This window comes from Exiguobacterium sp. TDN 0502, assembly GCF_050846835.1.
Taxonomy (GTDB): Bacteria; Bacillota; Bacilli; order Exiguobacteriales; family Exiguobacteriaceae; genus Exiguobacterium_A.
Map to the genome: position 1 here is coordinate 47557 of NZ_JBOZGJ010000008.1, position 25134 is coordinate 72690.

The 25134-nt window shown below is 52.2% G+C and carries 25 protein-coding genes; 8 read left to right on the top strand and 17 right to left on the bottom strand.

Features of this window, described 5'->3' with window-relative positions; translation table 11 throughout:
* Window positions 1-37 precede the first annotated feature (37 nt).
* On the top strand, window positions 38-577 hold the full coding sequence (locus tag ACRPK8_RS09885; protein ID WP_053452559.1) for a gamma carbonic anhydrase family protein: 540 nt from the start codon (window positions 38-40) through the stop codon (window positions 575-577).
* Between the two features lie 56 nt (window positions 578-633).
* On the opposite strand, the gene paaX is transcribed toward ACRPK8_RS09885, so the two are convergent.
* From paaX to ACRPK8_RS09945, 12 genes are all read right to left on the bottom strand, one after another.
* On the bottom strand, window positions 634-1518 hold the full coding sequence (gene paaX / locus ACRPK8_RS09890) for a phenylacetic acid degradation operon negative regulatory protein PaaX (RefSeq protein WP_050678965.1): 885 nt from the start codon (window positions 1516-1518) through the stop codon (window positions 634-636).
* Between the two features lie 73 nt (window positions 1519-1591).
* A complete protein-coding gene (locus ACRPK8_RS09895; protein WP_432238079.1) occupies window positions 1592-2359 on the bottom strand; it encodes an enoyl-CoA hydratase-related protein in 768 nt (255 codons plus the stop codon).
* Window positions 2356-3564 (bottom strand): acetyl-CoA C-acyltransferase, encoded by a 1209-nt coding sequence (locus ACRPK8_RS09900; RefSeq protein WP_432238080.1) that lies wholly within the window; start codon window positions 3562-3564, stop codon window positions 2356-2358. The genes ACRPK8_RS09895 and ACRPK8_RS09900 overlap by 4 nt, the downstream gene beginning before the upstream one ends.
* Window positions 3561-4427 carry a 3-hydroxyacyl-CoA dehydrogenase gene (locus ACRPK8_RS09905; protein WP_432238081.1) on the bottom strand — a complete coding sequence of 289 codons (867 nt, stop codon included), beginning with the start codon at window positions 4425-4427 and terminating at the stop codon, window positions 3561-3563. The genes ACRPK8_RS09900 and ACRPK8_RS09905 overlap by 4 nt, the downstream gene beginning before the upstream one ends.
* Window positions 4428-4501: 74 nt before the next feature.
* A complete protein-coding gene (locus ACRPK8_RS09910; RefSeq protein WP_035399029.1) occupies window positions 4502-6010 on the bottom strand; it encodes an aldehyde dehydrogenase family protein in 1509 nt (502 codons plus the stop codon).
* Between the two features lie 5 nt (window positions 6011-6015).
* Window positions 6016-6795 (bottom strand): enoyl-CoA hydratase/isomerase family protein, encoded by a 780-nt coding sequence (locus tag ACRPK8_RS09915; protein ID WP_432238082.1) that lies wholly within the window; start codon window positions 6793-6795, stop codon window positions 6016-6018.
* The gene (locus ACRPK8_RS09920) at window positions 6773-7096 is read right to left on the bottom strand and encodes an EthD family reductase (protein ID WP_023466996.1); all 324 of its coding nucleotides are present in this window, start codon (window positions 7094-7096) and stop codon (window positions 6773-6775) included. Before ACRPK8_RS09920 ends, ACRPK8_RS09915 begins: the two co-directional genes overlap by 23 nt.
* A gap of 15 nt (window positions 7097-7111) precedes the next feature.
* Window positions 7112-7606, bottom strand: a complete 495-nt coding sequence (gene paaD / locus ACRPK8_RS09925) for a 1,2-phenylacetyl-CoA epoxidase subunit PaaD (RefSeq protein WP_056063796.1) — start codon at window positions 7604-7606, stop codon at window positions 7112-7114.
* Between the two features lie 14 nt (window positions 7607-7620).
* A complete protein-coding gene (gene paaC, locus ACRPK8_RS09930; RefSeq protein ID WP_056063799.1) occupies window positions 7621-8406 on the bottom strand; it encodes a 1,2-phenylacetyl-CoA epoxidase subunit PaaC in 786 nt (261 codons plus the stop codon).
* On the bottom strand, window positions 8403-8750 hold the full coding sequence (gene paaB, locus ACRPK8_RS09935) for a 1,2-phenylacetyl-CoA epoxidase subunit PaaB (protein WP_058703590.1): 348 nt from the start codon (window positions 8748-8750) through the stop codon (window positions 8403-8405). Before paaB ends, paaC begins: the two co-directional genes overlap by 4 nt.
* An 11-nt stretch (window positions 8751-8761) precedes the next feature.
* Entirely contained in the window at window positions 8762-9733 is a 972-nt protein-coding gene (gene paaA / locus ACRPK8_RS09940) for a 1,2-phenylacetyl-CoA epoxidase subunit PaaA (protein WP_432238083.1), read from the bottom strand.
* Between the two features lie 18 nt (window positions 9734-9751).
* The gene (locus tag ACRPK8_RS09945; RefSeq protein WP_432238084.1) at window positions 9752-11029 is read right to left on the bottom strand and encodes a phenylacetate--CoA ligase family protein; all 1278 of its coding nucleotides are present in this window, start codon (window positions 11027-11029) and stop codon (window positions 9752-9754) included.
* Between the two features lie 331 nt (window positions 11030-11360).
* Between ACRPK8_RS09945 and ACRPK8_RS09950 the strand changes: the two genes are divergently transcribed.
* The 7 genes from ACRPK8_RS09950 to ACRPK8_RS09980 all read left to right on the top strand — a co-directional run bounded on the left by ACRPK8_RS09950 (window position 11361) and on the right by ACRPK8_RS09980 (window position 18214).
* Complete coding sequence (locus tag ACRPK8_RS09950; protein ID WP_432238085.1) at window positions 11361-11762, top strand: thioesterase family protein; 402 nt, start codon at window positions 11361-11363, stop codon at window positions 11760-11762.
* A gap of 37 nt (window positions 11763-11799) precedes the next feature.
* Window positions 11800-12942 carry a Glu/Leu/Phe/Val family dehydrogenase gene (locus ACRPK8_RS09955; RefSeq protein ID WP_432238086.1) on the top strand — a complete coding sequence of 381 codons (1143 nt, stop codon included), beginning with the start codon at window positions 11800-11802 and terminating at the stop codon, window positions 12940-12942.
* Window positions 12943-12955: 13 nt separating this feature from the next.
* Window positions 12956-14005, top strand: a complete 1050-nt coding sequence (gene pdhA / locus ACRPK8_RS09960) for a pyruvate dehydrogenase (acetyl-transferring) E1 component subunit alpha (RefSeq protein WP_432238087.1) — start codon at window positions 12956-12958, stop codon at window positions 14003-14005.
* Between the two features lies 1 nt (window position 14006).
* On the top strand, window positions 14007-15005 hold the full coding sequence (locus tag ACRPK8_RS09965) for an alpha-ketoacid dehydrogenase subunit beta (RefSeq protein WP_432238088.1): 999 nt from the start codon (window positions 14007-14009) through the stop codon (window positions 15003-15005).
* Window positions 15006-15018: 13 nt separating this feature from the next.
* The gene (locus ACRPK8_RS09970) at window positions 15019-16236 is read left to right on the top strand and encodes a dihydrolipoamide acetyltransferase family protein (RefSeq protein ID WP_432238089.1); all 1218 of its coding nucleotides are present in this window, start codon (window positions 15019-15021) and stop codon (window positions 16234-16236) included.
* Between the two features lies 1 nt (window position 16237).
* Window positions 16238-17635: a dihydrolipoyl dehydrogenase family protein gene (locus ACRPK8_RS09975; RefSeq protein ID WP_432238090.1), complete on the top strand. Its 1398-nt coding sequence runs from the start codon at window positions 16238-16240 to the stop codon at window positions 17633-17635.
* A 78-nt stretch (window positions 17636-17713) separates the two neighbouring features.
* Entirely contained in the window at window positions 17714-18214 is a 501-nt protein-coding gene (locus tag ACRPK8_RS09980; RefSeq protein ID WP_432238091.1) for a methylated-DNA--[protein]-cysteine S-methyltransferase, read from the top strand.
* A 92-nt stretch (window positions 18215-18306) separates the two neighbouring features.
* Here the strand turns inward: ACRPK8_RS09980 and ACRPK8_RS09985 are convergent, their stop codons facing one another.
* The 5 genes from ACRPK8_RS09985 to ACRPK8_RS10005 are packed head-to-tail and all read right to left on the bottom strand — an operon-like array spanning window position 18307 to window position 25125.
* Entirely contained in the window at window positions 18307-19311 is a 1005-nt protein-coding gene (locus ACRPK8_RS09985; RefSeq protein WP_432238092.1) for an aldose epimerase family protein, read from the bottom strand.
* Window positions 19308-20804, bottom strand: coding sequence for a UDP-glucose--hexose-1-phosphate uridylyltransferase (locus ACRPK8_RS09990; protein ID WP_432238093.1), 1497 nt, complete (start codon window positions 20802-20804; stop codon window positions 19308-19310). Before ACRPK8_RS09990 ends, ACRPK8_RS09985 begins: the two co-directional genes overlap by 4 nt.
* A 29-nt stretch (window positions 20805-20833) precedes the next feature.
* Complete coding sequence (galE, locus tag ACRPK8_RS09995; RefSeq protein WP_432238094.1) at window positions 20834-21832, bottom strand: UDP-glucose 4-epimerase GalE; 999 nt, start codon at window positions 21830-21832, stop codon at window positions 20834-20836.
* Window positions 21833-23005: a galactokinase gene (locus ACRPK8_RS10000; RefSeq protein ID WP_432238095.1), complete on the bottom strand. Its 1173-nt coding sequence runs from the start codon at window positions 23003-23005 to the stop codon at window positions 21833-21835.
* Window positions 23002-25125: an alpha-galactosidase gene (locus tag ACRPK8_RS10005; protein WP_432238096.1), complete on the bottom strand. Its 2124-nt coding sequence runs from the start codon at window positions 25123-25125 to the stop codon at window positions 23002-23004. The genes ACRPK8_RS10000 and ACRPK8_RS10005 overlap by 4 nt, the downstream gene beginning before the upstream one ends.
* Window positions 25126-25134: the final 9 nt, after the last annotated feature.

The window sequence follows — 25134 nt, forward strand, 5'->3', positions numbered from 1 at the left end:
GTAGTTCATCATATTATAGAAACGAGGTCATTCTGTTATGAAGATTCCGTATCAATCGATTCATCCGAACGTCGCCTCCGATGTCTTCATCGCTCCTGGCGCTTATCTGATTGGAGACGTCACGATCGGTTCCGAGTCTACCGTCTGGTTCAACGCTGTCTTACGCGGTGACGAAGGACCGATTACGATCGGGAAACGCTGCAGTATCCAGGACAACGCGACGATCCATCTCTATGAAGGGGCACCCGTCGTCATTGAAGATGAAGTGACGGTCGGACATAACGCCATCTTACACGGTTGCAAAATCGGACGTCGTTCGATCGTCGGAATGGGTGCGACCGTTCTTGATCACGCAGACATCGGTGAAGAATGCATCATCGGGGCGAATACGTTGATTCCATCAGGAAAAGTTTTCCCACCCCGTTCGCTGATCATCGGCTCACCCGGTAAAGTCGTGCGTGAACTGACGGAAGCGGATCTCGCGATGATTCAGGAGTCGATTGATTCTTACGTCGATAAAGGATATGCCTTCCGGAACATTCTCGCAGGATCAGCTGAACAGAACACATCTGAATGACACGAATGCGGGGCGGATCAACTGATCCGTCCCGCTCTTTTGATTCGAATAAATGCTCATCGCTCCGCAAACAGCGGATGTTCCGCTGCGTCGTACGAGGCACTACGTTGAGATACATCATGCGTCTCTTCAAAGATCGATTCGAAGAATCGACTCGCTGGTTGTGCGAGCAATCGGTAATATTGTTCGAACAAGAGCGCCGCATGGTGCCCGCTCCAAGCGTCCGGTAACAGTTCTTGCGGTAATCCGGGATCCGTGAACAAAAACTTCCGGTATTCATGTACAAGCATCGTTCGTTCGACGAAACACTGTTCATCCGTCATTTCTCCGAGTTGGAGCTGACTCTGATGGACGATGTATTGCCGGCTGTAATCCGTAATGAACGTCTCGTAACGCTCCTGCAATTCCTCCAGCGGGAACGCACGCTCGACAAGGGATTGATCCTGCTTCGGACCGTGGTATTCACCAACGAAAAAATCGACATACTCTTCGATCTCGTACGCTTCGATCAATCGTTCCGCCTCTTTTTCAAGTGGGTTCGGTGAAATCCAAACCCCGTTCGATAAGTTGCCAAACCCACTCCACGTCAGTTCTTTGCGGAGCTCATCACGAATCTGGCGTTTATCCTCCGGAATCGTGTACATCAGCGTCCGCCACTTCCCGTCCCAGTCGTGCGGTGTTGATCTGTAGATCCGGCGTGCAGCCTCCTCCATCCGTTCCACCCCACGTGGTGTTAATGAATAGAAGCTTTTATTTCCTTGTTTCTCGGAGACGAGCCAGCCTTGTTTAACCATTCGGGACACCGCGACCCGAACGGCTTGTTCGTTATGTCCGAACTCTTTGACGAGTCGAATTAAACTCCCGACCCAGATTTGATTGCCGTAATGGCGGATATAATCACCGTAAATCGTAAAGATCATCGATTGGGTGTTCGCACTCATGGTATTCACTCTCTCTTCAGTCGTTCATAGTGTGTATCGTTAGTATACGGGTTATTTCAAACGTCGACCATCCTCATCTTCCTTCAAAGCGTGGTGGTCGTTTTTCAGCGAAGGCTTGTAGCGCTTCCTGACGATCGGCCGTCGGAATGACGACTTCATAGGCTTCCGTTTCGAGCTGTAGTCCTTCTTCGAGTGAGACATCCCGCCCTTGATCAATCGCTCGCTTCGCTTGGCGCAAGGCGATTGGTCCGTTCTGTAACATCTGATTAGCAAACTCAAGACACGTCGTCATCAACGCTTCCCGGGCGACGACGGCTGTCGCGAGTCCGTACCGTTCTGCTGTCATCGCATCGATTTTTTTCGCTGTGAAGATCAATTCCTTTGCCCGTGTCTCTCCAATCAGTCGCGGCAAGCGCTGTGTTCCACCAGCTCCCGGAATGATCCCGAAGCTGGTCTCCGTCAAGCCGACGAGTGCATCCTCGACGAGAAACCGGAAATCACAGGCAAGGATCCACTCGAACCCACCGCCGAGCGCGTGACCGTTGACGGCTGCGATCGTTGGTTGCGGCAATTGTGCGATCGACGTGAAGACGTTGCGGATCGCAAGGACATTGCGCCGGACTTCTTCTTCGTTTAAATGCACGCGTTCTTTTAAATCGGCACCGGCACTGAATGCTTTCCCCGTTCCCGTAAACAGGACGACCCGCGCTTCCGGGTCGACCGATAACGCATCGACCTGTTCCTGCAAGGCGACAAGCGTCGGATAATCGAGACAGTTCAAACGTTCCGGACGATCAATCCGGACGATTGCGATATAGCCCTCTCGTTCGAAGTGAATCATACGAGTCCCTCCCGATCGACGATGAGGGCAATCCCTTGTCCGACTCCAACACACATCGTCGCGAGACCATACGTCCGGTTCGTCCGGCGCATCTCATGCAATAATGTCGTCAAAATCCGAGCTCCACTCGCACCGAGTGGATGACCGAAAGCGATCGCACCACCGTTGACGTTGACCTTTTCGCTCGGTAAACCAAGTGCTTCGATACAGGCAAGACTTTGAGCCGCAAACGCTTCGTTCAACTCGATTTGATCGAGCTGTTCGACCGTCAACCCTGCTCGCTGGAGAACTTTTTCCGTCGCGTCAATCGGTCCGATGCCCATGATGGCAGGTTCGACCCCGGCCGTCGCACTCGCCCGGTAATACCCGAGTGGCGTCAAACCGAGTTCGTTCGCCTTTTCTTCACTCATCAATAACAGTGCCGAAGCACCGTCGTTGACGCCAGATGCATTCCCCGCCGTCACGGTACCGTTTGGGAATAACGGACGAAGTGTCGCCAGTTTCTCACGTGTCGTCTCGGGACGGGGATGTTCATCACGATCGAAGACGCTGACGTTGCCTTTCCGGTCCGTCTGCGTGACCGCAACCAGTTCGTCCGTGAAGCGCTCTGTCTCGATCGCTCGTTTCGCGCGTTGTTGACTTTCGAACGCAAAGTCGTCCTGCGCTTCGCGTGAGATCCCGTACTGACGGGCGACGTTCTCGGCTGTCTCCGGCATCGAATCCGTTCCGTATTGATCTGCTAAACGATCATTGACGAAGCGCCAACCGATCGTCGTATCGTACATCGTCTGATTGCCACGTGGGTTGGCCTGATCCGGCTTCGCGAGAACGAACGGTGCACGCGTCATACTTTCCGTCCCACCAGCGATATAGATATCGCCTTCACCTAAGGCAATCCCCCGTGCCGCCGCGATGACAGCGTCGAGCCCTGACCCACATAAGCGATTGATCGTCGTACCGGCGACTTCGACCGGTAGACCAGCTAGTAGTCCGGACATCCGGGCGACGTTGCGATTGTCTTCTCCCGCCTGATTCGCATTGCCGAAAATGACTTCCTCAATCGTCTTCGGATCGACTTGTGGATTACGCTCGAGCAACGCTTCGATGACGCGTGCTCCTAAATCATCCGGACGAACCTGACGCAAGGCGCCGTTATAGCGACCGATCGGTGTCCGAACGGCATCGATGATAGCGACACGTTTCATGATGTCACCTCGCGATTCGTATAGTCATAGACGCCACGACCGGTTTTACGACCGAGTCGACCCGCTTTGACATACTGTTCGAGCAGTGGTGCCGGACGGTATTTTTCGCCGAGCTTCTCATGGAGATACTTTAAGTTATGGAGCCGAGTATCGAGTCCGACCAAGTCGCCGAGTTCGAATGGTCCCATCGGATAGTTTAAGCCGAGTTTGATCGCTTTATCGATCTCTTCCGGTGTCCCGAGTCCTTCTTGTAACATGTAGAACGCTTCGTTTCCGACGAGCGCACTGATCCGTGAAGTTACGAACCCAGGAAACTCACGGATGACGACCGTTTCCTTCTGCATCTGACGCGCTACCTGTTCAAGAGCTGCGACCGTCTCATCCGATGTCTCAAGACCTCGAACGAGCTCGATCAGTGGCATCAGATGGACCGGATTGAAGAAATGCATCGCCATGACCCGGTCCGCCCGGTTCGTAAAGGAGGCGATTTCCGTTGGACTCATCGTCGACGTGTTCGTCGCAAAATAACAGTCCGGACGCGCATGTGCTTCTAGCGTTTCAAAGACTTGCTGTTTGATGCTCAGTTGTTCCGGTACTGCTTCAATGACGAGATCTGCTTGTTGTGCCGCCTCGGCTAGATCGGTCGACAGACGCAGCCGATCGAACAATCCCTCGACCTCACTAGCGGACATCTTCCCTCGCGTGATGCCTTTCTCTGCGATGCGTTCGAGTTCTCGATAGGCACTTTCAACATATTCTTCTTTAATATCAACGAGTGTCACTTGAAATCCGCGGTGTGCGGCAACATAAGCAATACCACGTCCCATGACGCCGGACCCGACGACGACGATTTGTTCTACCATCTGAATTCCCCCTTATCCCCTGTGCTGTTAAAAAAGGCTGGACTTCCCGACGGAACTCCAGCCTTCCCTCTTGCTTATAGTCCGAACGGATTGAGTGGACGACTGCCGTAATACGACAAGATACTTTTTGTTTCCGTGTACAGATCAAGCGTCTCGATACAGAGTTCTCGACCGAAGCCTGATTGTTTATAGCCACCAAACGGTGTACCCGGGAAGGCAGAGAACGGACAGTTGACCATGACGATGCCGGCTTTGATTTGATTGGCGACACGTGTCGCTTTCGCGCCATCTTTCGTCCAAACGGCTGATCCGAGTCCAAACGATGTATCGTTTGCTAAACGAATCGCTTCTTTTTCATCTTTGAACGGCATGACGACGACGACCGGTCCGAAGATTTCTTCATTGACCGCTTTCATTTCATGCGTGACGTCCGTAATGATCGTCGGTGCGTACCAGAAGCCTTTTTCGTATCCTTCTGGTGCTGAAGCATGACCACCTGTGACGATTGTTGCCCCGTCCGCTTTCGCTGACTGGACGTATCCATCGATGACATCGACTTGTTGTTGGTCGATGATCGCTCCAACGTGTGTTCCTTTATCGAATGGGTTACCGAGAACGAGTTGTTTTGTCTTCGCGACGAACTGTTCCATGAATGCTTCGTAGATCTCCTCGTGGACATACAGGCGCGAGCGCGCTTCACACGATTGACCGCTGTTATAGAAGATCCCAAACAACGAACCATCAACGGCTGCTGTCACGTCCGCATCTTCAAAGACGATGTTCGGTGATTTCCCACCGAGTTCGAGTGTGACCCGTTTTAGCGTCTCAGACGCACGTCCCATGATGTCTTTACCGACTGGCGTCGAACCCGTGAAGGCGACTTTATCGACGTGAGGATGCTCGACAAGATGGTTGCCGATTTCGCGTCCAGATCCCGGGATGACGTTGACGACACCTGCCGGCACACCAGCTTCTAGACAAATCTCACCGAGAATGATGGCTGTCAATGGAGTCAATGTCGCTGGTTTGACGACGACCGAACAACCGACTGCGATCGCTGGTGCAACTTTCCAAGCTGCCATCATCAACGGATAGTTCCACGGAATGATTTGCGCACAGACACCGACTGCTTCTTTTTCTGTGTAGTTATGAAATTGTCCCGGCACGTTATTGACGACACCACGATGACCGACGATCGCACCTGCGTAGAACTCGAAGTCTTCGATCGCTTGCGTGACTTGTCCTTGTGCCGCAGCCAGTGATTTCCCTGTATCGAGAATCTCCAGCTCGACGATTTCGTTGAAGCGGGAGCGCATGATGCTCGCAATCTTATTTAAGATTTGCGCGCGGCGTCCGACTGGCCACATCTTCCACTTCCCGTGATCAAACGCATCCCGTGCGGCTTGAACGGCACGATCCGCGTCTTCCTTCGATGCTTTTGCAACTTCCGCGATCACTTCACCTGTTGCCGGATTATATGTTTTAAATGTCTCGCCTGTTGCACCTTCGACTTGTTCGCCGTTAATGAGCAAATGATAGACGGACCGTTTCATTTCAAGTGTTTTTTCATGTACTGTCGACATTGTATTCACTCCTGTACCTGTTGATTGAAAATCGGTGGGCGTTTTTCGAGAAAGGCTTGCATACCTTCTGTTTGATCGGCTGTTGCGAACAAGAGATAGAAGTTTCGGCGTTCGTGCTCCATGCCATCTTGTAACGATAAATCGACGGCTTTGTTTGCCGCGTCCTTGATCAGTCGTAACGCCATGCTCGGTTGGTTCGATAACCGCTCCGCCATCGCAAGCACCGTCGCTTCGACGTCCGTCGTCACTCGATTGATGATGCCAAGTCGTTCTGCTTCGTCTGCCTGCATCCGGTCACCCGTGAAGAGCCACTCGAGCGCCCGCGTCCGACCGATGCATTTCGTCAAGCGCTGTGTCCCGCCTGCTCCCGGCATGACGCCGAGTCCGACTTCTGGAAATCCGAACTGTGTCGCAGGATCGGCGTAGATTAAATCACAAGCGAGTGCCAGTTCAAAGCCGCCGCCAAGGACGAAACCATGGACACCTGCGATGATCGGCTTTTTGATTCGGCTGATCCGGTCCCAGTCTGCGAATGGATCGAGAAGTTCCATCGAGATCGGTGTCGCTTCGAGCATCTCCTCGATATCGGCACCTGCTGAAAATGACTTTCCGTTTCCGGTCAAGACGATGACCGTCACCCGGTCGTCGCGGTCAAACGTCTCCATCGCCTCGACGATTTCGCGGACCATCGTCCGGTTCAGCGCATTGTATCGTGCCGTCCGGTCAAGCCGAATTCGACCGATCCGACCAACCGTTTCCGTCTTAACGTACTGTTGTGTCGGCATGGACATCTTCACCAATCATCAATGTGACGAGATCCCCCGCAAAGCTCATCAAGTCTTTCCCTGAGGCTTTTCCTTCAAGAGAACGCATGCCAGCTTGCATCGCTTCCTGACTTTCATAGACCATCTCGCACATCAAGTAGTACTTTCCATCTCCACCCATCGGTGAACCGACGATTTTCGTGACGTTCATTTCTTGTAGTCCTGGAATTTTTGCTGTTAACGGACCATGGACCTCAAAGTAATGCTGATCGAATGCTTCCTTGTTTTCCGGGTGTTTGTACAATGCGATTAATTTTGCCATAGTGATTACCTTCCTTCACATGAGAGTAGAGACGGGTTTCATCGCCTCGAATGGATTTTTACACGATTTACAGTAGAGAATACTTCGACAAGCGGTCGGTCCGAATAAGTTTTCCATCGTCACGTACGTCGATCCGCAATATGGACAGTCGATCTCCCACTTCCCTTGTTCGAATCGAGGGGGTGCGATGCCGAATGCCTTCAATCCTTGCATGCCTTGTTCCGTGATTCGGTCCGATGTCCACGGTGGATCAAACCGGAACTGGACGTCGACCTGTTCGACATTTGGAATCACCTGCAAGGCAGCTTCGGTATTTTTTTTAATGATTTCAAGCGCCGGACAACCGAGGAACGTCGGGAGAAGCGTGACGTGCACCGTGTAGCCATGCGCTGTCGCTTCCGCGTCCATCGTCTCGACCATGCCAAGATCTAAAATGCTGACGCTATCGATTTCTGGATCCTTCACCCCGTTCAGGGCTTCCCGGATTGCATGTTGAAGTGTCGTCGTCATGCTTCCCTCTCCTTTCACCACGTCGCCGTCTGATCAATCAGGTAGACTTCTCCGAGTGTCGCAAGGGCGTCATTCAAGTCTTCCGTGTGATCGCCGTCCCGCCCGTTGCGTGTCATCTGCATTTCCGGAAGCGTCACGTTCAATTCGACGAGTAACGGCGTAATCGTTTGATACCAACGATCGAGTAAAATCCCTTGCCCCTCAATCAACCGCATCTCTTCGATCAGTTGACCGTGTTCGCCATAATCGAACATGTCGCCGAAGTCGTAGAGGACTTTTTCGAGCGCTGCATCCATCTTTTGGCGCGCTGTCTCCGTCGATTGATAAAGCTGGGTGAACCACGTTTGCCAGTGCAGCAAATGATAGTACAACTCCATGTTGATCTTGACGGCAGCCGCAGCGAGTGGCTCGTAACTGCTCGATTTCAACGCATCAATCCGGATCTTTTTCGCGACCGTGTAGCAATAGTTCCGGACGACAGCGAATGCCCAGTCATATTCGGGTTTTTCCATATAGTAGCCGGGTCCATTGACACGTTCGACAAGAATCGAGTTCTTCCGTTCGTGTGCCAAGCGGACATGGGCTAACGCATCAGCATTGCCTTCACCAAGCTCCTCAAGGAGTTGGTAATACATTGCCGCGTGCCCCATCGAATCTTGCGCGATTGAGGATGAAGCGACGTCCTCTTCGATATGCGGTGCAAGCCCGAGCCATTCCGAACCACGATACGCGTAGAGGAAATCATCATCTGCGAGTTGATACAGTAAAGAGGCGAGTGCCGTCCGTTCTTGTTCCGTCATTTGGAATCGCCTCCTTGCCATGACATGATTTCTTTTTCGTCGAGCATCTGTTGCTCGTAATGCCGCCATTTTTTCTTCAAGTAGCCGTACCCTTTCGTCGTCCGGTAGTCCTTATTATCAAGACGTTGTAACATCTGTTTCTCATCCGGTGACAACCCACGGATATCTTCACGTTTGACGACCCAGATATCGACGACCGGTTCCCGGCGCATGAAGTTTTCTTGCGCCATCAGTAACGCCATCTCTTTATTTGGAGCAAGTAAACTGAATTGATGCGTGAATGCCGCATTCGGCGTCCGTTTGCTAAAGACTTCGAATTCGTGATAGAACGTCTCGTTCATCATGCTTTCCCCTCTCATGCCTTCGTTTCAGCGAGTGCATCCCGTACCCAGGCGTTATTCTCATAAGATGTCCGGCGCAGATCCAGTCGCTCTTTCGAACGCGGTCCTCCACCTTGGATGATCGTCTTGAATTTCGTCCAGTCCGGCTGTGCGTATTCCCATTGCCCTGTCTCTTCATCAAAACGTAACGTCGGGTCTGGAATGACGAGTCCGAGCGAACGAATCCGTGGCACATACTTCGTAAAGAAGTTTTGCCGGAGCTCTTCATTCGTTTTCGTCCGAATCTTATAGGCGATTGTCACGTCCTGTTTTGATGTTCCGGTCGTCTCTTTCGAAGCTGGTCCAAAGAACATCAACAAGGATTCCCACCACTCATCCAGTGATTCTTGAATCATTGCCCGCTGTTCCGGTGTTCCTTCTGCGAGTGCCATGATGATTGACTCCCCGTGTTGCGCGTGGAAGACTTCCTCTGCACAGATGCGTTGTAAAGCCCGCGCATACGGTCCGTACGAAGCGCCGAGCATGTTCGTCTGCGTGATGATTGCCGCCCCATCGACGAGCCAACCGATCATTCCGGCATCGGCCCATGACCGTGTCGGCATGTGGAAGACGTTGTGGAACTTCAGTCGTCCCGTGAACAAATCATCCATCAAATCCCCGCGTGTCTTGCCATACGGCTTCATCAAATCCTCGACGACACGAAGCAACAGTTGCCCGTGTCCCATCTCATCCTGGACCTTCGCCATGATGCCGAGCTTCCGGCGAAGTGATGGTGCTTTTGGGACCCATTCTTTTTCCGGAAGCGCCCCCATGATTTCACTGATACCATGCATCGAAATCAGTTTAATCAGTGTGTCCCGGTAAAAAGCAGGCATCCAGTCATCGGCTTCAATTTTTTCACCTTGCTCGATTCGTTCCTTGAAGCGTGCTAATTTTTCTTCTTCCGTCAGTTGGACGGGTTCGAACAGTTGTGTTGCATTATACATGCTAGTTCCTCCTTTGAATCAGACGAGTGATGTCGAGCGTCGATCAACGATCCGGACCGCTTTACCTTCCGATCGTGGTAACCCTTGATGCGGGTGACAGACGAGATCAATGGAAATGAGACATTCCGATTTGATGGCGTCACATATCGAACGCATTTGTCGCTCCGAGATATTTTCGAATTCGATATGTAGCTCAACAGCATCGAGTCCCGCTTTACGCACGAGATGAATTTGATAATGCGGCGTCACGTCCGGCTGTTGGAGCAAGACCCGCTCGATTTCTGACGGGAAGACGTTGACGCCTCGGATGATCAGCATGTCGTCCGTCCGACCTTTGACACGTGACATCCGTGTCGTCGTCCGACCACAGGCACACGCCTCATGCGTGATTGATGCTAAGTCACCCGTCCGGTAGCGAATGATTGGAAGCGCTTTCTTTTTTAAGCTTGTAAAAACGAGTTCCCCGACCATACCATCTGGTACCGGTTCCCCCGTAACGGGATCGACGACTTCCGTTATGAATAAGTCATCCATGATATGCAGACCTGCCTGCTCCTGACACTCCATTGCGACACCTGGTCCCATGATTTCACTGAGTCCATAAATATCGAATGCCTGTAGATCAAAGGTCTGTTCGAGTGTCTGACGCATCTCTTCCGACCATGGTTCAGCTCCGAAGATGCCGTAACGCATGCTTGTCTTTCGTGGGTCGATACCCCGTTCGATCATGCGTTCTGCTAGTCGTAAGATATACGAAGGTGTCCCGCAGATGCCATCCGGTCGGAAATCCTCGATCAATGTGATTTGGCGATCCGTGTTTCCGCCGGAAATCGGTAGAATCGTCATGCCTAGTTTTTCGGCACCTGCATGAAGACCGAGACCACCTGTGAACAATCCGTAACCATACGCATTGTGCAACAAATCGGCTGGTGATCCACCAGCTAAGACTAAACTGCGTGCCACGGCACCGGCCCAGTCATCTAAATCTTCTTGCGTATATCCGACGACGGTCGGTTTACCGCTCGTTCCAGACGACGCGTGAATCCGGGTGACCTGTTCCCGTTCGACGGCAAATAGCCCGAACGGATAATGATCGCGTAAATCTTGTTTACGTGTGAAGGGAAACTTCCGTAGATCCTCGATCGTTTGAAAATCATTTGCTGTCATCTGTAAGGTCTCGAGACGCTCTTGATAGAACGGGACACGCGTGACGTGTTCCATCGTTTGACGCAATCGCTCCATCTGCAGTTGCTCCCGCGTTTGCGCATCCATCGTTTCCTGATGTTGATCGTACATACCTGCACCTCCTCATCATGTATACAAGAATAAAACGGTCGTTTGTTTTTAGTTATATGTTTAACGTACGATACGTTCACAATGTTGTCAATCTTGTTTTGTTAAATGCTCCCAAACGATTCTTACTTTATCACTTCAACGCACCTTATCAATAAATCAATCGGCTTTACGCAGCAGATTTCATGATACTCCGTATTTTTTTGGAAAATATTTCTGAAATGATTTGCTCATTTTGTAACGGGTTGATAAAATATCGTGTGACAAGTGTTATACTATTTTTGGTAAGACCACTTGATTGCATAAGGATTCGTTGTAGTGAAGGGGGATCACGATGAAACCAGGATTAGCTGTCGGGGATACAGCAGAGATTCAAGCGGTCGTCTCGCAAGATATGTTTGCACGATTTGAAGGTCAGCTCGTTCATCCTGCATACTCCACTGTTTCGATGGTTTATCACATGGAATGGGCAGCACGTCAACTGATTTTGCCTTACTTGGAAGCTGGTGAAGAAGGTGTCGGGGGTGCGGTTTCACTGAAGCATCTCGGGATGGCAGCGGAAGGGACACGATTGATCGTGACCGCGACAGTAACGTCGGTGACCTCACGTCGCGTTGACGCGAGCATCGAAGTCCGAGACGGACAAACGATCATCGGTACAGGGGAAGTCACACAGTTCATTTTAGAAAAAAGCCGGATCCAAGAAAAATTACAAAATAACGTTCCAACAAAATGAAAGCGCTTACTTATATTTGATAGAGGAGGACTCTACTATGAACATGTTAAACCCATCTACGAATCCAACGCTCTCGATCATGGAAAAAATCGCGGGTCACGAACAAGTCGTCTTTTGCAACGACCCTGTATCAGGGTTACAAGCGATCATCGCCATCCACGATACGACGCTCGGTCCCGCTCTCGGTGGTTGCCGCATGGCGCCTTACGCTTCTGTCGATGAAGCACTTGACGATGTCCTCCGCCTGTCGCGTGGCATGACGTATAAATGCGCTGCCGCTGATGTTGATTTTGGTGGCGGTAAAGCCGTCATCATCGGCAATCCGGCAACGGATAAATCACCAGAGCTTTTCCGCGCTTTCGGTCGCTTCGTCGATTCGCTTGGTGGACGTTTTTATACCGGAACGGACATGGGCACGACGATGGATGATTTCGTCCATGCTAGTCGAGAAACATCACGGATCGTCGGCATTCCGGAAGCCTTTGGTGGTAGTGGGGATTCATCGATCCCAACGGCTGAAGGTGTCGTTTACGGGCTTCGGGCGACGATTGAGACGTTATTCGGTTCAGACGAATTAAGTCGGGCAACCTACGCAATCCAAGGACTCGGAAAAGTCGGCTTTAAGGTCGCGGAACAACTGTTACTCGCCGGTGCGACGATTTATGTCTCTGACGTCAATGAAGCGGCACTCGCAGCAATCGTGACTCAAGCTGAAATGGCGCCCGGCACGGTTCGCATCGTCTCACCTCACGAAATCCATCTGACGGATGCTGATATTTTTGTCCCATGTGCATACGGTGGTGTGATTCACGCTCAAAATATTGCCCTCTTACCGTGTAAAGCCATCTGTGGTTCGGCGAACAATCAACTCGCGGACGAACAGCTCGCTCATGAGTTGATGGATCGTGGCATCTTATATGCCCCAGACTATATCGTCAATGGCGGTGGATTGATTCAAGTGGCAGACGAACTCTATGGAGCAAATCACGAACGGGTTCTCCTGAAGACACGCCACATCTATGATGCAGTGCTCGAAGTCTTCAAGGAGTCGCAAGCAGAAAACATCACGACGGTCGAAGCCGCGAACCGGATGTGCGAAAAACGGATGCAAATCCGGGCGAAGCACAACAACATCTTTACGAATACGACAAAACCAAAATGGGATATCCGTAACCACTGAAGGAGGGACTGACATGGAGCAACATTTTCCGATTCAACGCATCATCGATGAAGAAGGTCGTCTCATCGACGCCTCAAAAGAAGACGATCTGACAAAAGAGCTCGCCCTCACCCTGTATGAACAGATGCACCGGATCCGGACGTTCGACCGGAAGGCAATTAACCTGCAACGCCAAGGGCGCCTCGGCACGTATGCACCGTTCGAAGGACAGGAAGCCGCGCAAGTCGGTAGTGCACTGGCGTTGTCCGAGCAGGACTGGTTATTCCCGACGTACCGGGATCATGGTGCGACGTTGACGTTTGGCGCTGACATGGTGCGGACGCTCCTCTACTGGAATGGTCGTGTCGAAGGTTGTGTTCCGTCTGAGAAACACGTCTTCCCTCCTGCCGTACCGATTGCGACGCAAATTCCGCATGCCGTCGGTGCCGCGTGGGCGGAAAAACGAAAAGGCACGACGAACGTCGCGGTCGCCTACTTTGGTGACGGAGCGACGTCTGAAGGGGATTTCCATGAAGGGATGAACTTCGCAAGTGTCTTCCAAGCACCAGTCATTCTGTTCAACCAAAATAATCAATTCGCAATCTCTGTTCCGATCGAAAAACAGATGCATTCCGAGACGATCGCCCAAAAAGCGATTGCCTACGGGATGCCAAGTGTCCGGATTGATGGAAACGATGCCTTTGCCGTCTATTTCACGATGCAAGCAGCCGTTGAACGTGCCCGCTCTGGCGGTGGACCAACATTGATTGAAGCCGTCACGTGGCGGTTTGGTGCCCATACGACAGCAGATGATCCAACGAAATACCGGGATCAAGCACGCTCGCGTGACCGGGTTGATCCGCTCGAACGGCTCGAACAGTTCCTAAAACATCAAGGCTATTTTGATGAAACGTGGATGCAACAGCTGCAGGAACAACATCAAACAGAAGTCGAAGCAGCAGTAGCTGAAATGGAACAATTCAAGGCACCGGACGTTAATGATCTATTCGATCATACGTACGCGACCTTACCGGTTGATGTCCAGCAACAAAAAGAAGCGTATCTGCTAGCAAGGGGGAAATGAGATGGCAACACCAATCAATCGTCAAACGGAGATGACACTCGTCCAAGCTGTCACAGATGCCTTACGAACGAAACTGACAGAGGATGAGACGACGCTCGTCCTTGGAGAAGATGTCGGAAAAAATGGTGGCGTTTTCCGGGCAACGGACGGCTTACAAGAAGAGTTCGGGGAAGACCGGATTGTTGATACACCGCTCAGTGAAGCCGGTATCGTCGGTACATCGATCGGACTTGCCATCAATGGCTTCAAACCAATCGTCGAGATTCAATTCCTTGGCTTCATCTACCCTGCCTACGAACAAATCATGACCCACGTCTCCCGCATTCGAATGCGGACGATGGGACGCTATAGTGTGCCGATGGTCATCCGCGCGCCTTATGGTGCCGGCATCCGGGCACCGGAAATTCATTCCGACAGTACAGAAGCACTCTTTACATCAATGCCCGGTCTCAAGGTCGTCTGTCCGGCGACGCCATACGATGCAAAAGGTTTATTGATTGCTGCGATTGAAGATCCGGATCCCGTGTTGTTCCTCGAGTCGATGCGCAGTTACCGCTCATTTAAGGAAGTCGTACCGAGCGAGTCCTATACCGTTGAGATCGGAAAAGCGCGCTGCGTCAGTGAAGGGACGGACGTGACCTTGATCGCTTGGGGGGCAATGGTCCAAGTGGCACAAAAAGCAGCTACTGCTGCAAAGGAACGTGGTATCTCTTGCGAAGTTCTCGACTTACGCACGCTTTATCCGCTCGACCGGGACACGATTGCTGCTTCCGTTCAAAAGACGGGTCGTGCCGTCATCGTGCATGAAGCTGCAGCGATGGGTGGTCTTGGTAACGATCTCGTCACGTTGATCAACGATACCGCGTTTCTTTATTTACGGGCACCGATTGCCCGCGTGACCGGTTTTGATGTTCCGGTCCCGCTGTTCGCCCTCGAAGACCATTACATTCCGACGCCAGAACGTGTCCTTGCGACGATTCAGCGTACGGTCGAGTTTTAAGGAGCTGAGTCCCATGATCGAAGTCAAGTTACATGATGTCGGGGAAGGTATGACGGAAGGGGAAATCGCGCATTATCTCGTTCAAGTCGGAGACCACGTCACGACCGATCAACCGGTCGTTGAGGTCGCGACCGATAAGATGGTCGCTGAACTACCAGCTCCTGTCTCCGGAATCGTCAAGGAAATCATCATCCCGGTCGGACAGACGGTGCAAGTCGGTACGACGTTGTTGCACATCGAAGCAAGTAACGCTTCCGGCACGCCGGTCGCGGTAACACAGGAAGCGTCGTCCGTTCCTGAACCAGTTCAGGTCGCCGTCACCGCCCCACCTGTTCAAGCATCTCCATCAAAACGGGTCCTTGCGACACCGTATACGCGGAAACTCGCCCGTGACCACGGGATCGATATCGAAGCTGTCACGGCTTCCGATCCATCAGGTCGGGTTTCGGAGGACGACGTCCTTCGCTTCGCCAATGCTGCAGTTGCTCCTCAAGAGACCGTCGCACCGGTCGTCGAGGAGGTCACGCAACAACAAACGCCACCGGAAACGATTCCGTTCCGTGGTATTCGTAAACAGATTGCAAAAAAGATGACCCAGTCGCTGTACACGATTCCACACGTCACTCACTTCGAAGAAGTTGACATGACACGTTTGCTCGCACTACGTGCCGAATGGAAAGCCGCTGGACGAAACATCAACGTCAACGCCTTCTTCATCAAAGCCTTGATCGTTGCCTTAAAAGACTATCCCGTTTTCCATGCCAAACTCGATGAAGTGCATGAATGTATTCGACTAGAGCAGGATTTCCACTTCGGCATGGCAACCGAGACACCGGACGGACTGATGGTTCCGGTCATCCGTCATGCCGATCAGCTCTCACTGACTGAACTGCATGATCAACTGATCGCACTGCAGCAGCGTGCTCAAAACGGTGCCCTGCGCGCAGCGGACTTAAAGCCGAGCACCTTTACGATGAGTAATGTCGGCCCACTCGGCAGTACGGGGGCAACACCGATCATCAACTATCCGGAAACGGCATTGATCGCTTTCCACAAGACGAAAAAACGAGCTTGTGTCGATGAAGACGATCAAATTGTCGTCCGCTCGATGATGAATTTGTCGATGTCGTTCGATCATCGTGTCGCGGACGGGGCAACGGCTGTTGCCTTTACGAACCGCTTCGTGTCACTGATTGAACATCCGACCACCCTACTTTTGGAGTTGATTTAACATGGTTGTTGGCGAACTTACACAAGAACGGGATCTCCTGATTATCGGCGGGGGTCCCGCAGGTTACACGGCAGCGATCCGTGCTGCGCAAGGCGGTCGTAAGGTGACACTGATTGAACAAGCTGAACTCGGTGGACTATGTCTGAACCGAGGCTGCATCCCGTCAAAAGTCTATGCGCACGCAGCAGAAGAGATGCTCCGCTTGCCGCATCTCGAAGATCTCGGATTTACAACCCCTGCTGTCCATGATTTCAGCAAGATGAATGCTTACCGCAATCGGGTCGTGCAGCAATTACGTCAGGGTGTTGTTGCCCTCTGTCAGGCGAATCAGATCGAGCATATCTCGGGTGCCGCTTCCTTCCTGTCAGAGGACCGGATTGGCGTCGAGTCGGGACATCAGTTCGATACGTACCGATTCCAAGATGTCATCATCGCGACCGGTAGTCACAGCATCCAGCACGAGGAATCGTGCCGACTGAATGCCGAACAGCTCTATCAACTCGAGCAGTTACCCGAGAGCTTATTGATCATTGGCTCCGACACATTAGCACTTGAAGCCGCAGCCTGCTTCCAAGCGCTCGGTACAGAGGTGACGTTGTTCGCGGATCAATTGTCGCTCGAACCAAGCCTTGAAAAGGAACTGAAGCGGACATTCAAAAAACAAAAAATCCGTCTCGTATCGGATGTCGTGACACAGATCGAGGCTTCAGTGGACGCGACCGTCACGGTCATGAAAAACGGTGAAGACGTCACCTATCATGGCGCCTATCTGTTCCAATCCCTTTCCCGGATCCCGAACAGTTTGACGCTCGGTCTCGAACGGATCGGTGTGACGCTTGCAGAAGACGGGACGATTCCCGTCGACGCCGACGGACGGACGAATCAACCGCATATTTATGCGATTGGTGATGTAACACCGGGTCCACAGCTCGCCACCCGTGCGATTCATGAAGCGAAGCGGACGGCAGCTCATCTGTCCGGTCAAGACGTCGATCCGACAACACCGTATTATCCGACCGTTCTGCGGACGTTCCCACCGGTTGCTTCGGTCGGGATGACGGAACAGGAAGCCCGTGAAGCCGGGCATACGGTTCAAACCGGACAGTTCCCGCTGAACGCAAACGGAGCGACGACGATCGAAGGCGGCAGTGGTTTCGTCAAGATCATTGCTGACGAACAGACGTCACTGATTCTTGGCATTCACATGATTGGGGACGATGCCCATCGCCTTGTCGGACAATTCACCCAAGCACTGGAACTAGCAGCGAAACGAGAAGATCTCCTCTTCCCTGTCATGGCGCATCCGAGTCGGGGCGAAGCGTTGACCGAATCAATCGAAGCCCTGTTTGGTCAATCGATTCATCTTCCACCACGGCAACAGGTCGGTTCGCGCGTGTAATCAAAAGAGGTGCTTCTGACGCAGAGGCACCTCTTTTCTGATTCGTCACTTCATTTCGTGTAGAAAGGACAACCTGTCATGGAACTGTACTTCACTCGTTTGCACTGGAATACGCACACGTTTCCGATTGCCGCTACAATAGATGGTCTCTGTTATGTCGGTGCTTGGGATGAACCGGAGGAGTTATTCGACGACTGGTCGCGGAAACACTTTCCCCGGGCCGAGCGGATTGCCTCTGATACCGTCCTCGCCCCGTATACGGAGCAGCTACTGGCTTACCTGAATCAGCAGTCAACGGTACTCTCCTTTCCGATTGCGCCAGTCGGTACCCCGTTTCAACTCGAAGTCTGGCATGCTTTACGTGCGGTTCCGTACGGTCAAACCGCCACCTACTCCGATATCGCGGAACGTCTCTTCCGGCCGAACGCGACTCGCGCAATCGGCACAGCCATCGGAAAAAACCGCTTACTGCTCGCGATTCCGTGTCACCGGATCATCGGCAAAAAAGGCGATCTCCTTGGCTACCATGGCGGACTGAATATGAAACGGACGCTACTCGCGCTCGAGCAACGTCTGTGAATCGTAACAATTCATTCCCTGTTCTACCACAAACAAGCCTCGCTTCCCATGTCTAGTCGGACACGGGAGCGGGGCTTGTTCTTCGAATCAAATCAAGATACTACGCCAAAGCGATAAGCTGTTTTCCAGTGATACGTCTCACCCGGGGACAATAAGATCGATGGGAAATCCGGTTCATGGACCGCATTCGGATGGACTTGTGTCTCAAGACATACCCCAAGCGACGGTCGAGCAGGAACACCATGAATCGTATAATCGGTCAGCAGTTGCGTTCCCGTATAGAGCACGACCGCCGGCTGATTCGTTGTCACGTCGACGAAACGACCGGACACCAGATCTTCAAGTCGAAGTGTGTCATCCCGCAATACGAAGGGATGATCATAGCCGTTTCCAACAGCAATCGTCTCGGGATGCTCCGGCGTAATCCCGTCACGAATCGACTGACCGTTACGGAAATCAAACGGGGTTCCCGAGACATCCAGTTGTTCACCCGTCGGTAAGCCGTCTGACTGGACCGGTAAGTAGCAGTCGCTTGGTAACGTCAAGACATGATCCAACACATCCCGCTTCGCATTTCCCGATAAGTTGAAGTACGTATGATTCGTCAGATTGAGTGGTGTCGTCTGATCCGTCACGGCCGTCATCTCAAGCGTCAATGTTGTTCCCTCTAATCGATAATGCACGTCGATCGTGACCGTTCCCGGATACCCTTCTTCTCCATCCGGACTGTTCAAGCGCAAATGAAACAACGTATCCGTCGCTTCGATAACATCGAACCATGCTTGATCGAATCCGTGAATCCCACCATGCAGATGATTCGCACCGTCGTTTGCGACGAGCGGATAGACCTCTTCCGCTACTTCGAAGCGTGCCTGTCCGATTCGACCAGCGACGCGTCCGACGATTGCTCCAAAATACGGTGAATGCTGTTGATAGTCTTTCACCGTCTCTAGACCAAGAACGACACTCTCTAAGTGACCATCCCGATCGGTCGTCCGGATATCTTGGATGATGCCGCCGTAGTTCCAGAGTGTCACTTCGATGCCTTCCTGACGTAACGTATGTCGGATCAACTCTTTCTCAAGTAGTCGTGTCATCGTTGTTCCTCCACCGGTTGGCGCGTCACGCGTTGAACGAAGCGTCCGAACGCCGCCTGACCTTCTTCCGTCTGCTTAAAGACGCCACAGTCCTCAAGACCGCGTACGAATTTTGCAGCGACTGCCTGTTCGACGTATGACGCGACATGTTGTCCGGCATACGCGTGTTTCAGTTCCTGTGCCCACTCGGCATGCGCAACTGCCACTTCGTCGACTGCGCCTGTGATGAACTGCTCGACCTGTTGCAACTCTTGGAGCAGACGTGCCGGTAAGACTGCCAGTCCCATCACCTCGATCAACCCGATATTTTCCCGTTTGATGTGGTGAATATCGGCATGCGTATGGAAAATACCATCCGGATGTTCTCCTGACGTCCGGTTATTCCGTAAGACGAGATCGAGCTCGAATTGTCCATCACGCTGACGGGCAATCGGTGTCACCGTATTATGTCGTGTCTCCCCCGTATGTGAACGGATCTCCTGACTCTCATCCGTATACGTCAACCACGTCTCATAGACAGTCGTCGCTGCATCAAGTAACGCTGAAGCGTCCGCACTCTTCAGGCGGAGGACACTGAGTGGCCAGTGTAAGGTTTCACCGGTGACCGTCGGCTGATCCGGGAACGGAAAAGAGGTTAACGTTTTCGCCCGGTCCATCGCAAACGTATAACGCCCACCCTGATAATGATCATGGGTTAGAATCGATCCGCCGACGATCGGCAGGTCCGCGTTCGAGCCGGCAAAATAATGCGGGAACTGCTCAACGAAGGCGAGCAGGCGCGCAAACGCCTCCCGATTGATGACCATGTCACGATGTTCTTGTGACAGGATGATGCTATGTTCGTTGTAATAAACGTACGGCGAATATTGTAATGCCCACGATTCTTCCGTCAGTGTCAGCGGAACGATTCGGTGATTCGCACGTGCCGGATGATTCGCACGCCCCGCGTAGCCGACGTTTTCGACGCACAACAGACACGTTGGATAGTTCGACGCCGTTGGTGCCTCCGTCCGAGCTGCTGCGATTTCACGTGGATCTTTTTCCGGCTTCGATAAGTTGATCGTGACATCGATCGTCCCGTAAGCCGTCTCTGCTTGATAGCGTTTATTCTTAGCGATTCGCTTCGTTTGGATATAATTGCTCGCTTGACTGAGTTGATAAAAATAATCCGTCGCCGCTACCGGTGATTCCGTATACAGACGACGGAATGTCGCTGTCACGTCAGACGGACGGGCGACGAAGATATCCATCACATCTGCCGCGAACTGTTCTTTGTCTTCGAGACGCGCTGGCAACTGCCCACTTGCAATCAACACTTCAATCATCTCATCCAAGATATCTGGAATCGGGCGAGATGATACGTCGGTCATTTCTTCAAAGTCAGCTTGACCGACTCGTGCTAGAATCCGGTTTCGAGCGTAGATCGCATCTTCCGGTTCAATCAAGCGCTCCTGGATTGCTTGCGCTACTAACTGTTGGATGAGTTCATTCATCGCCGTCACTCTCCTCATTCTATCTCTCTTTAACGAACGCTCGTCCGGTACCCTTCTGGATGATGTGCATGCCAGTTCCAAGCATCACGAATGATTGTTTCGATGTCTGTCCGTTGTGGCGTCCAGCCGAGGACGTCTTTTGCTTTGGCGGATCCGGCGATCAAGATACTCGGATCCCCTGCACGACGTTCGATGATTCGTTCCGGAATTGGATGTCCCGTCACGCGACGAGCTGCTTCGATGATTTCTCGCACGGAGAACCCTTGGCTTGAACCGAGGTTAAAGACCGTACTCTCGTTTCCATCCGCTAAATAATCAAGTGCCCGCACATGTGCGTCAATTAAGTCCTCGACATGGATGTAATCACGGATGCACGTGCCATCCGGCGTTGGATAATCATCACCATAGATCGAAATTTCCGCCCGTTGCCGGTTCGCGACTTCGAGGACAAGAGGAATCAAATGGGTTTCCGGTGTATGGTCTTCCCCGATTTCACCGGTTGCGCGTGCACCGGCGACGTTGAAGTAACGTAACGCGACGTAGCGTAAGCCATACGCCTGTTCACACCATTGCATCATCTTCTCCATCATCAACTTCGTCTCGCCATACGCATTCGTCGGACGCGTTTCCGCTGTCTCGAGAATCGGCATCTGTTCCTGTTCACCGTATGTCGCTGCCGTCGAAGAGAAAACAATCTGTTTAATGTCGTGAGCAATCATCGCTTCAAGCAACACTTGTGTGCCGTAGACGTTGTTATCAAAATAGCGTAATGGTTCCGCCATCGACTCGCCGACGAGTGAAAAAGCAGCGAAATGGACGACTTGTTCAATCGTTTCTTCCGTAAAGACGCGATCGAGAAAAGCACGATCGCGTATGTCTCCTTCATATAAACGTGCTTGCGGGTGAACCGCTTCACGGTGACCGGACTGCAGATGGTCGATGACGACGACATCCTTTCCGGCATCAATCAATTGATAGACGGCATGGGAGCCGATATAACCAGCTCCACCTACGACTAACGTTGCCATTTAGATGACCTCCCGTTCGATTTCACGTGCTCCGTCCCCGACCGTCGCCGTATAGAACGTCGCCGGGTAGCCGATCCGTGCTTCATAATGTTCGCCGACAGCTTGTTTGAAGGCGTCGACTGCCTCGTCTTCAACGATCGCAATCGCACAGCCACCAAAACCAGCACCTGTCATCCGCGCGCCGAGCACACCCGGTTGTTCCCAAGCGGCTTCAACGAGTGTGTCGAGTTCAAGCCCTGTCACTTCATAATCTTCCCGTAACGAGACGTGTGACGCATTCATCAACTGACCGAATGTCTTCAGTTCTTTCGCTTCGAGTGCCGCCAGCGCCTGAAGTGTCCGTTCATTTTCTGAAATCGCATGGCGTGCGCGACGCATCAAAGTTTCGTCTTCCCATGCGACTTTTGCGAATTCAGCTGTCGTCCACTGTCCGAGCGCTTCCCGTGGTGTGACTTCGTTGAGATAGGCGAGTGCTGCTTCACACTCTGCGCGGCGTTCATTGTATTTCGAATCCGCCAGTTCACGGCGTTTATTCGTATTCATGATGATGATCGTATACCCCGTCAAATCGAGTGGTGCATACGTATAGTCGAGTGTCTCACAATCAAGCAACAATCCCGCTCCCGCTTTTCCCATACCAATCGCAAATTGATCCATGATGCCGCTGTTGACGCCGATATAACGGTTTTCGACCTGTTGACCGAACCGAACGAGATCGAGACGCGGAATGTCTAATCCGTACAACCGGTCGAGCAAGACACCGATGACGAGTTCGAGCGAAGCCGATGACGAAAGACCGGCGCCGTTCGGGATATCGCCTTGAATCAGGATGTCGCATCCGCTGTCAAACGGGTATCCTGCTTCCTGCAATACTGTAATCATTCCCTTGGCATAGTTCGCCCAACCGTGTGCCGCATCATACATGAGTTCGTCGAACGTGACTTCGATGATGCCGTCCTGCTCAAAATTCAACGAGTAGAAGCGGAATCGTTGATCGTCACGTTTTCGCGCAACCGCATGTGTCCCGAACGTTAACGCGCACGGAAAGACATGCCCGCCGTTGTAATCGGTATGCTCACCAATTAGATTGATCCGTCCCGGTGCAAAGAAGCGATGCGTCGACGGGGAGCCAAACCGCTGTTCAAATTGTGCTTCTAACGTCTGGTCTGTCATACGATCGTCTCCTTTGATTCGAGTAGTGAGAGCGCACGATGGACGGGTTGAATCCGCAAGCAGCGGGCTTCGTAGTCCGTCGTGTATGCGAATGTCAAGCCTTGTTGCATCAAGTAAGCGCCGCTTAACGTCCGGTCCTCGACCTGATAACGCATCGCCGGGTCGAGTCCTTTTAGCTTGAAGTGATACTGGTGTGTTCCGTATTGCCGAAGTGGCGCGATCGCAAGTAGGACCGTTTCTTCTTCCGATGTATATTGCATGATGCTTGGCGTCTGTTGTGTAAAAGCAGAGAGGCGGTACTGGATACCGCGTTGGATCGTCGGACGAATCGCTTGATATGTCTCGATCCAACCTTTTGCTTCCGCAAGTTCATCCGTTGACCACTCGCTTAAGTTACCACCAATGCCGAGTGTGCCTTGCATCGAAGAGACGAATCGTGTCGCAAGCGGTACGTTACGTCCATTTAACCAGTTCGGTCCGTCCGTCACCCAACAGCTCATCATCTTCGCGTTATAGGCGTAAGAGAAGTCATGCTGAATTTGTAAGCGATCGAGTGGATCGGTGTTATCACTCGTCCAGACTTGTTCCGTCCGTGAGAGGATCCCGAGATCAATCCGTCCGCCACCACCGGCGCATGCTTCAAAGTCGACGGTCGGGTGCAAGCGACGCAATTCGTCAAAGATCCGGTACAATGCATCGACGTGACGTTTCCATAGTTCTTGTTGGCGATCCGTCTGGTCTTTTGGGACACCCGGTTCAGAAAAAGCACGGTTCATGTCCCATTTGATGTAATCGATTGCGTGACGCGTCAGTAAATCGTCCATCATCTCGAGAATGAACTGCTCGACTTCTGGTAACCCGAGGTTTAAGACATATTGATTGCGTGACGTCGTCCTGACCGCATCGCGTGCGTGATAAATCCAGTCCGGATGCGCCCGGTATAAATCAGAATCCGGGTTGACCATCTCGGGTTCGACCCACAGTCCGAATTGTAAACCTTGTTGTTTTACATACGAGATTAAAGGCTGAAGACCATTCGGGAACTTTTCCCGATTGACGTGCCAGTCGCCGAGTCCCGCTTGATCGGAGTGACGTTCGCCGAACCAGCCGTCATCGACGACGAACAGTTCACAGCCGATTCCTGCCGCAAGATCGACAAGTTCACGTTGACCGGATTCCGTCACATCGAAATACGTCGCTTCCCATGAGTTATAGAGCACAGGACGATCGGTCGCACGCGGCATGATGACGTCACGCTGGAAAGCATGCGCATGAGCGCTCATATCCGCAAACCCATCCGCATAGCCAATGTAGAACGTCGGCGTCGTCAACTGCTGTTGATGGGATAGTTTCCAGCTGAAGTCAAACGGATTCATGCCGCCCGATAACTGAACGAAACCGAACGCATCTTGTTCGACGTGAATCGCCCAGTTGCCGGAATAAGCAAAATGTCCGTAGACGACTTCACCGCTATCCTCTGTCGCGTCCTGCTCAAGTGCGAACCAGGGATTCGCTTGGTGACTCGTCACCCCACGCCGGCTTTCGATCGTCTGGCGCCCTGGTGTCACCGGTGTGATTTGTTTCTTGAACTCACCTGTCCACATACCAGCGAAATGATGCAGCTTTAAATTCGGTTGATGCCAGCGCCCCATCGCAAAGGACTGGGCTGCTGTCAAACGAACAGGTAACCGTCCCGTATTTTCAACGACGAGCGAACGACCGATGATGTCGTAATCAGCGAATACTTCATATCGAACACCGACGCGCAAGTCCTGTAATGGATCAAACAGCCAGAGCGTCAATTCCGTTTCCGTCTGTTCAGCGCGTTCAAACTGGAACTGATGAATCCGCTGTCCATCCTCTCGTTCCGACTTCAATGTCGGCTCCGTATACAACATCTCACCGAACGGTACGAAATCATACGTCGCGACGCCGTCTGGTGATTCAAACGAACTATGCGCGACGACCGGACTCGGTAACGCTTCATAATCATCTCGATATGGTAGCTTGGCACCGAAATAGGTGTGGATCAGCTTGCCGTTCGCACCGATCGTAACGACGTGAGCGACCCGTTTCCCTTCGATGACGAAACGACGTCCTGCTACTTCAAAGATTGCCATGGTTCTCTT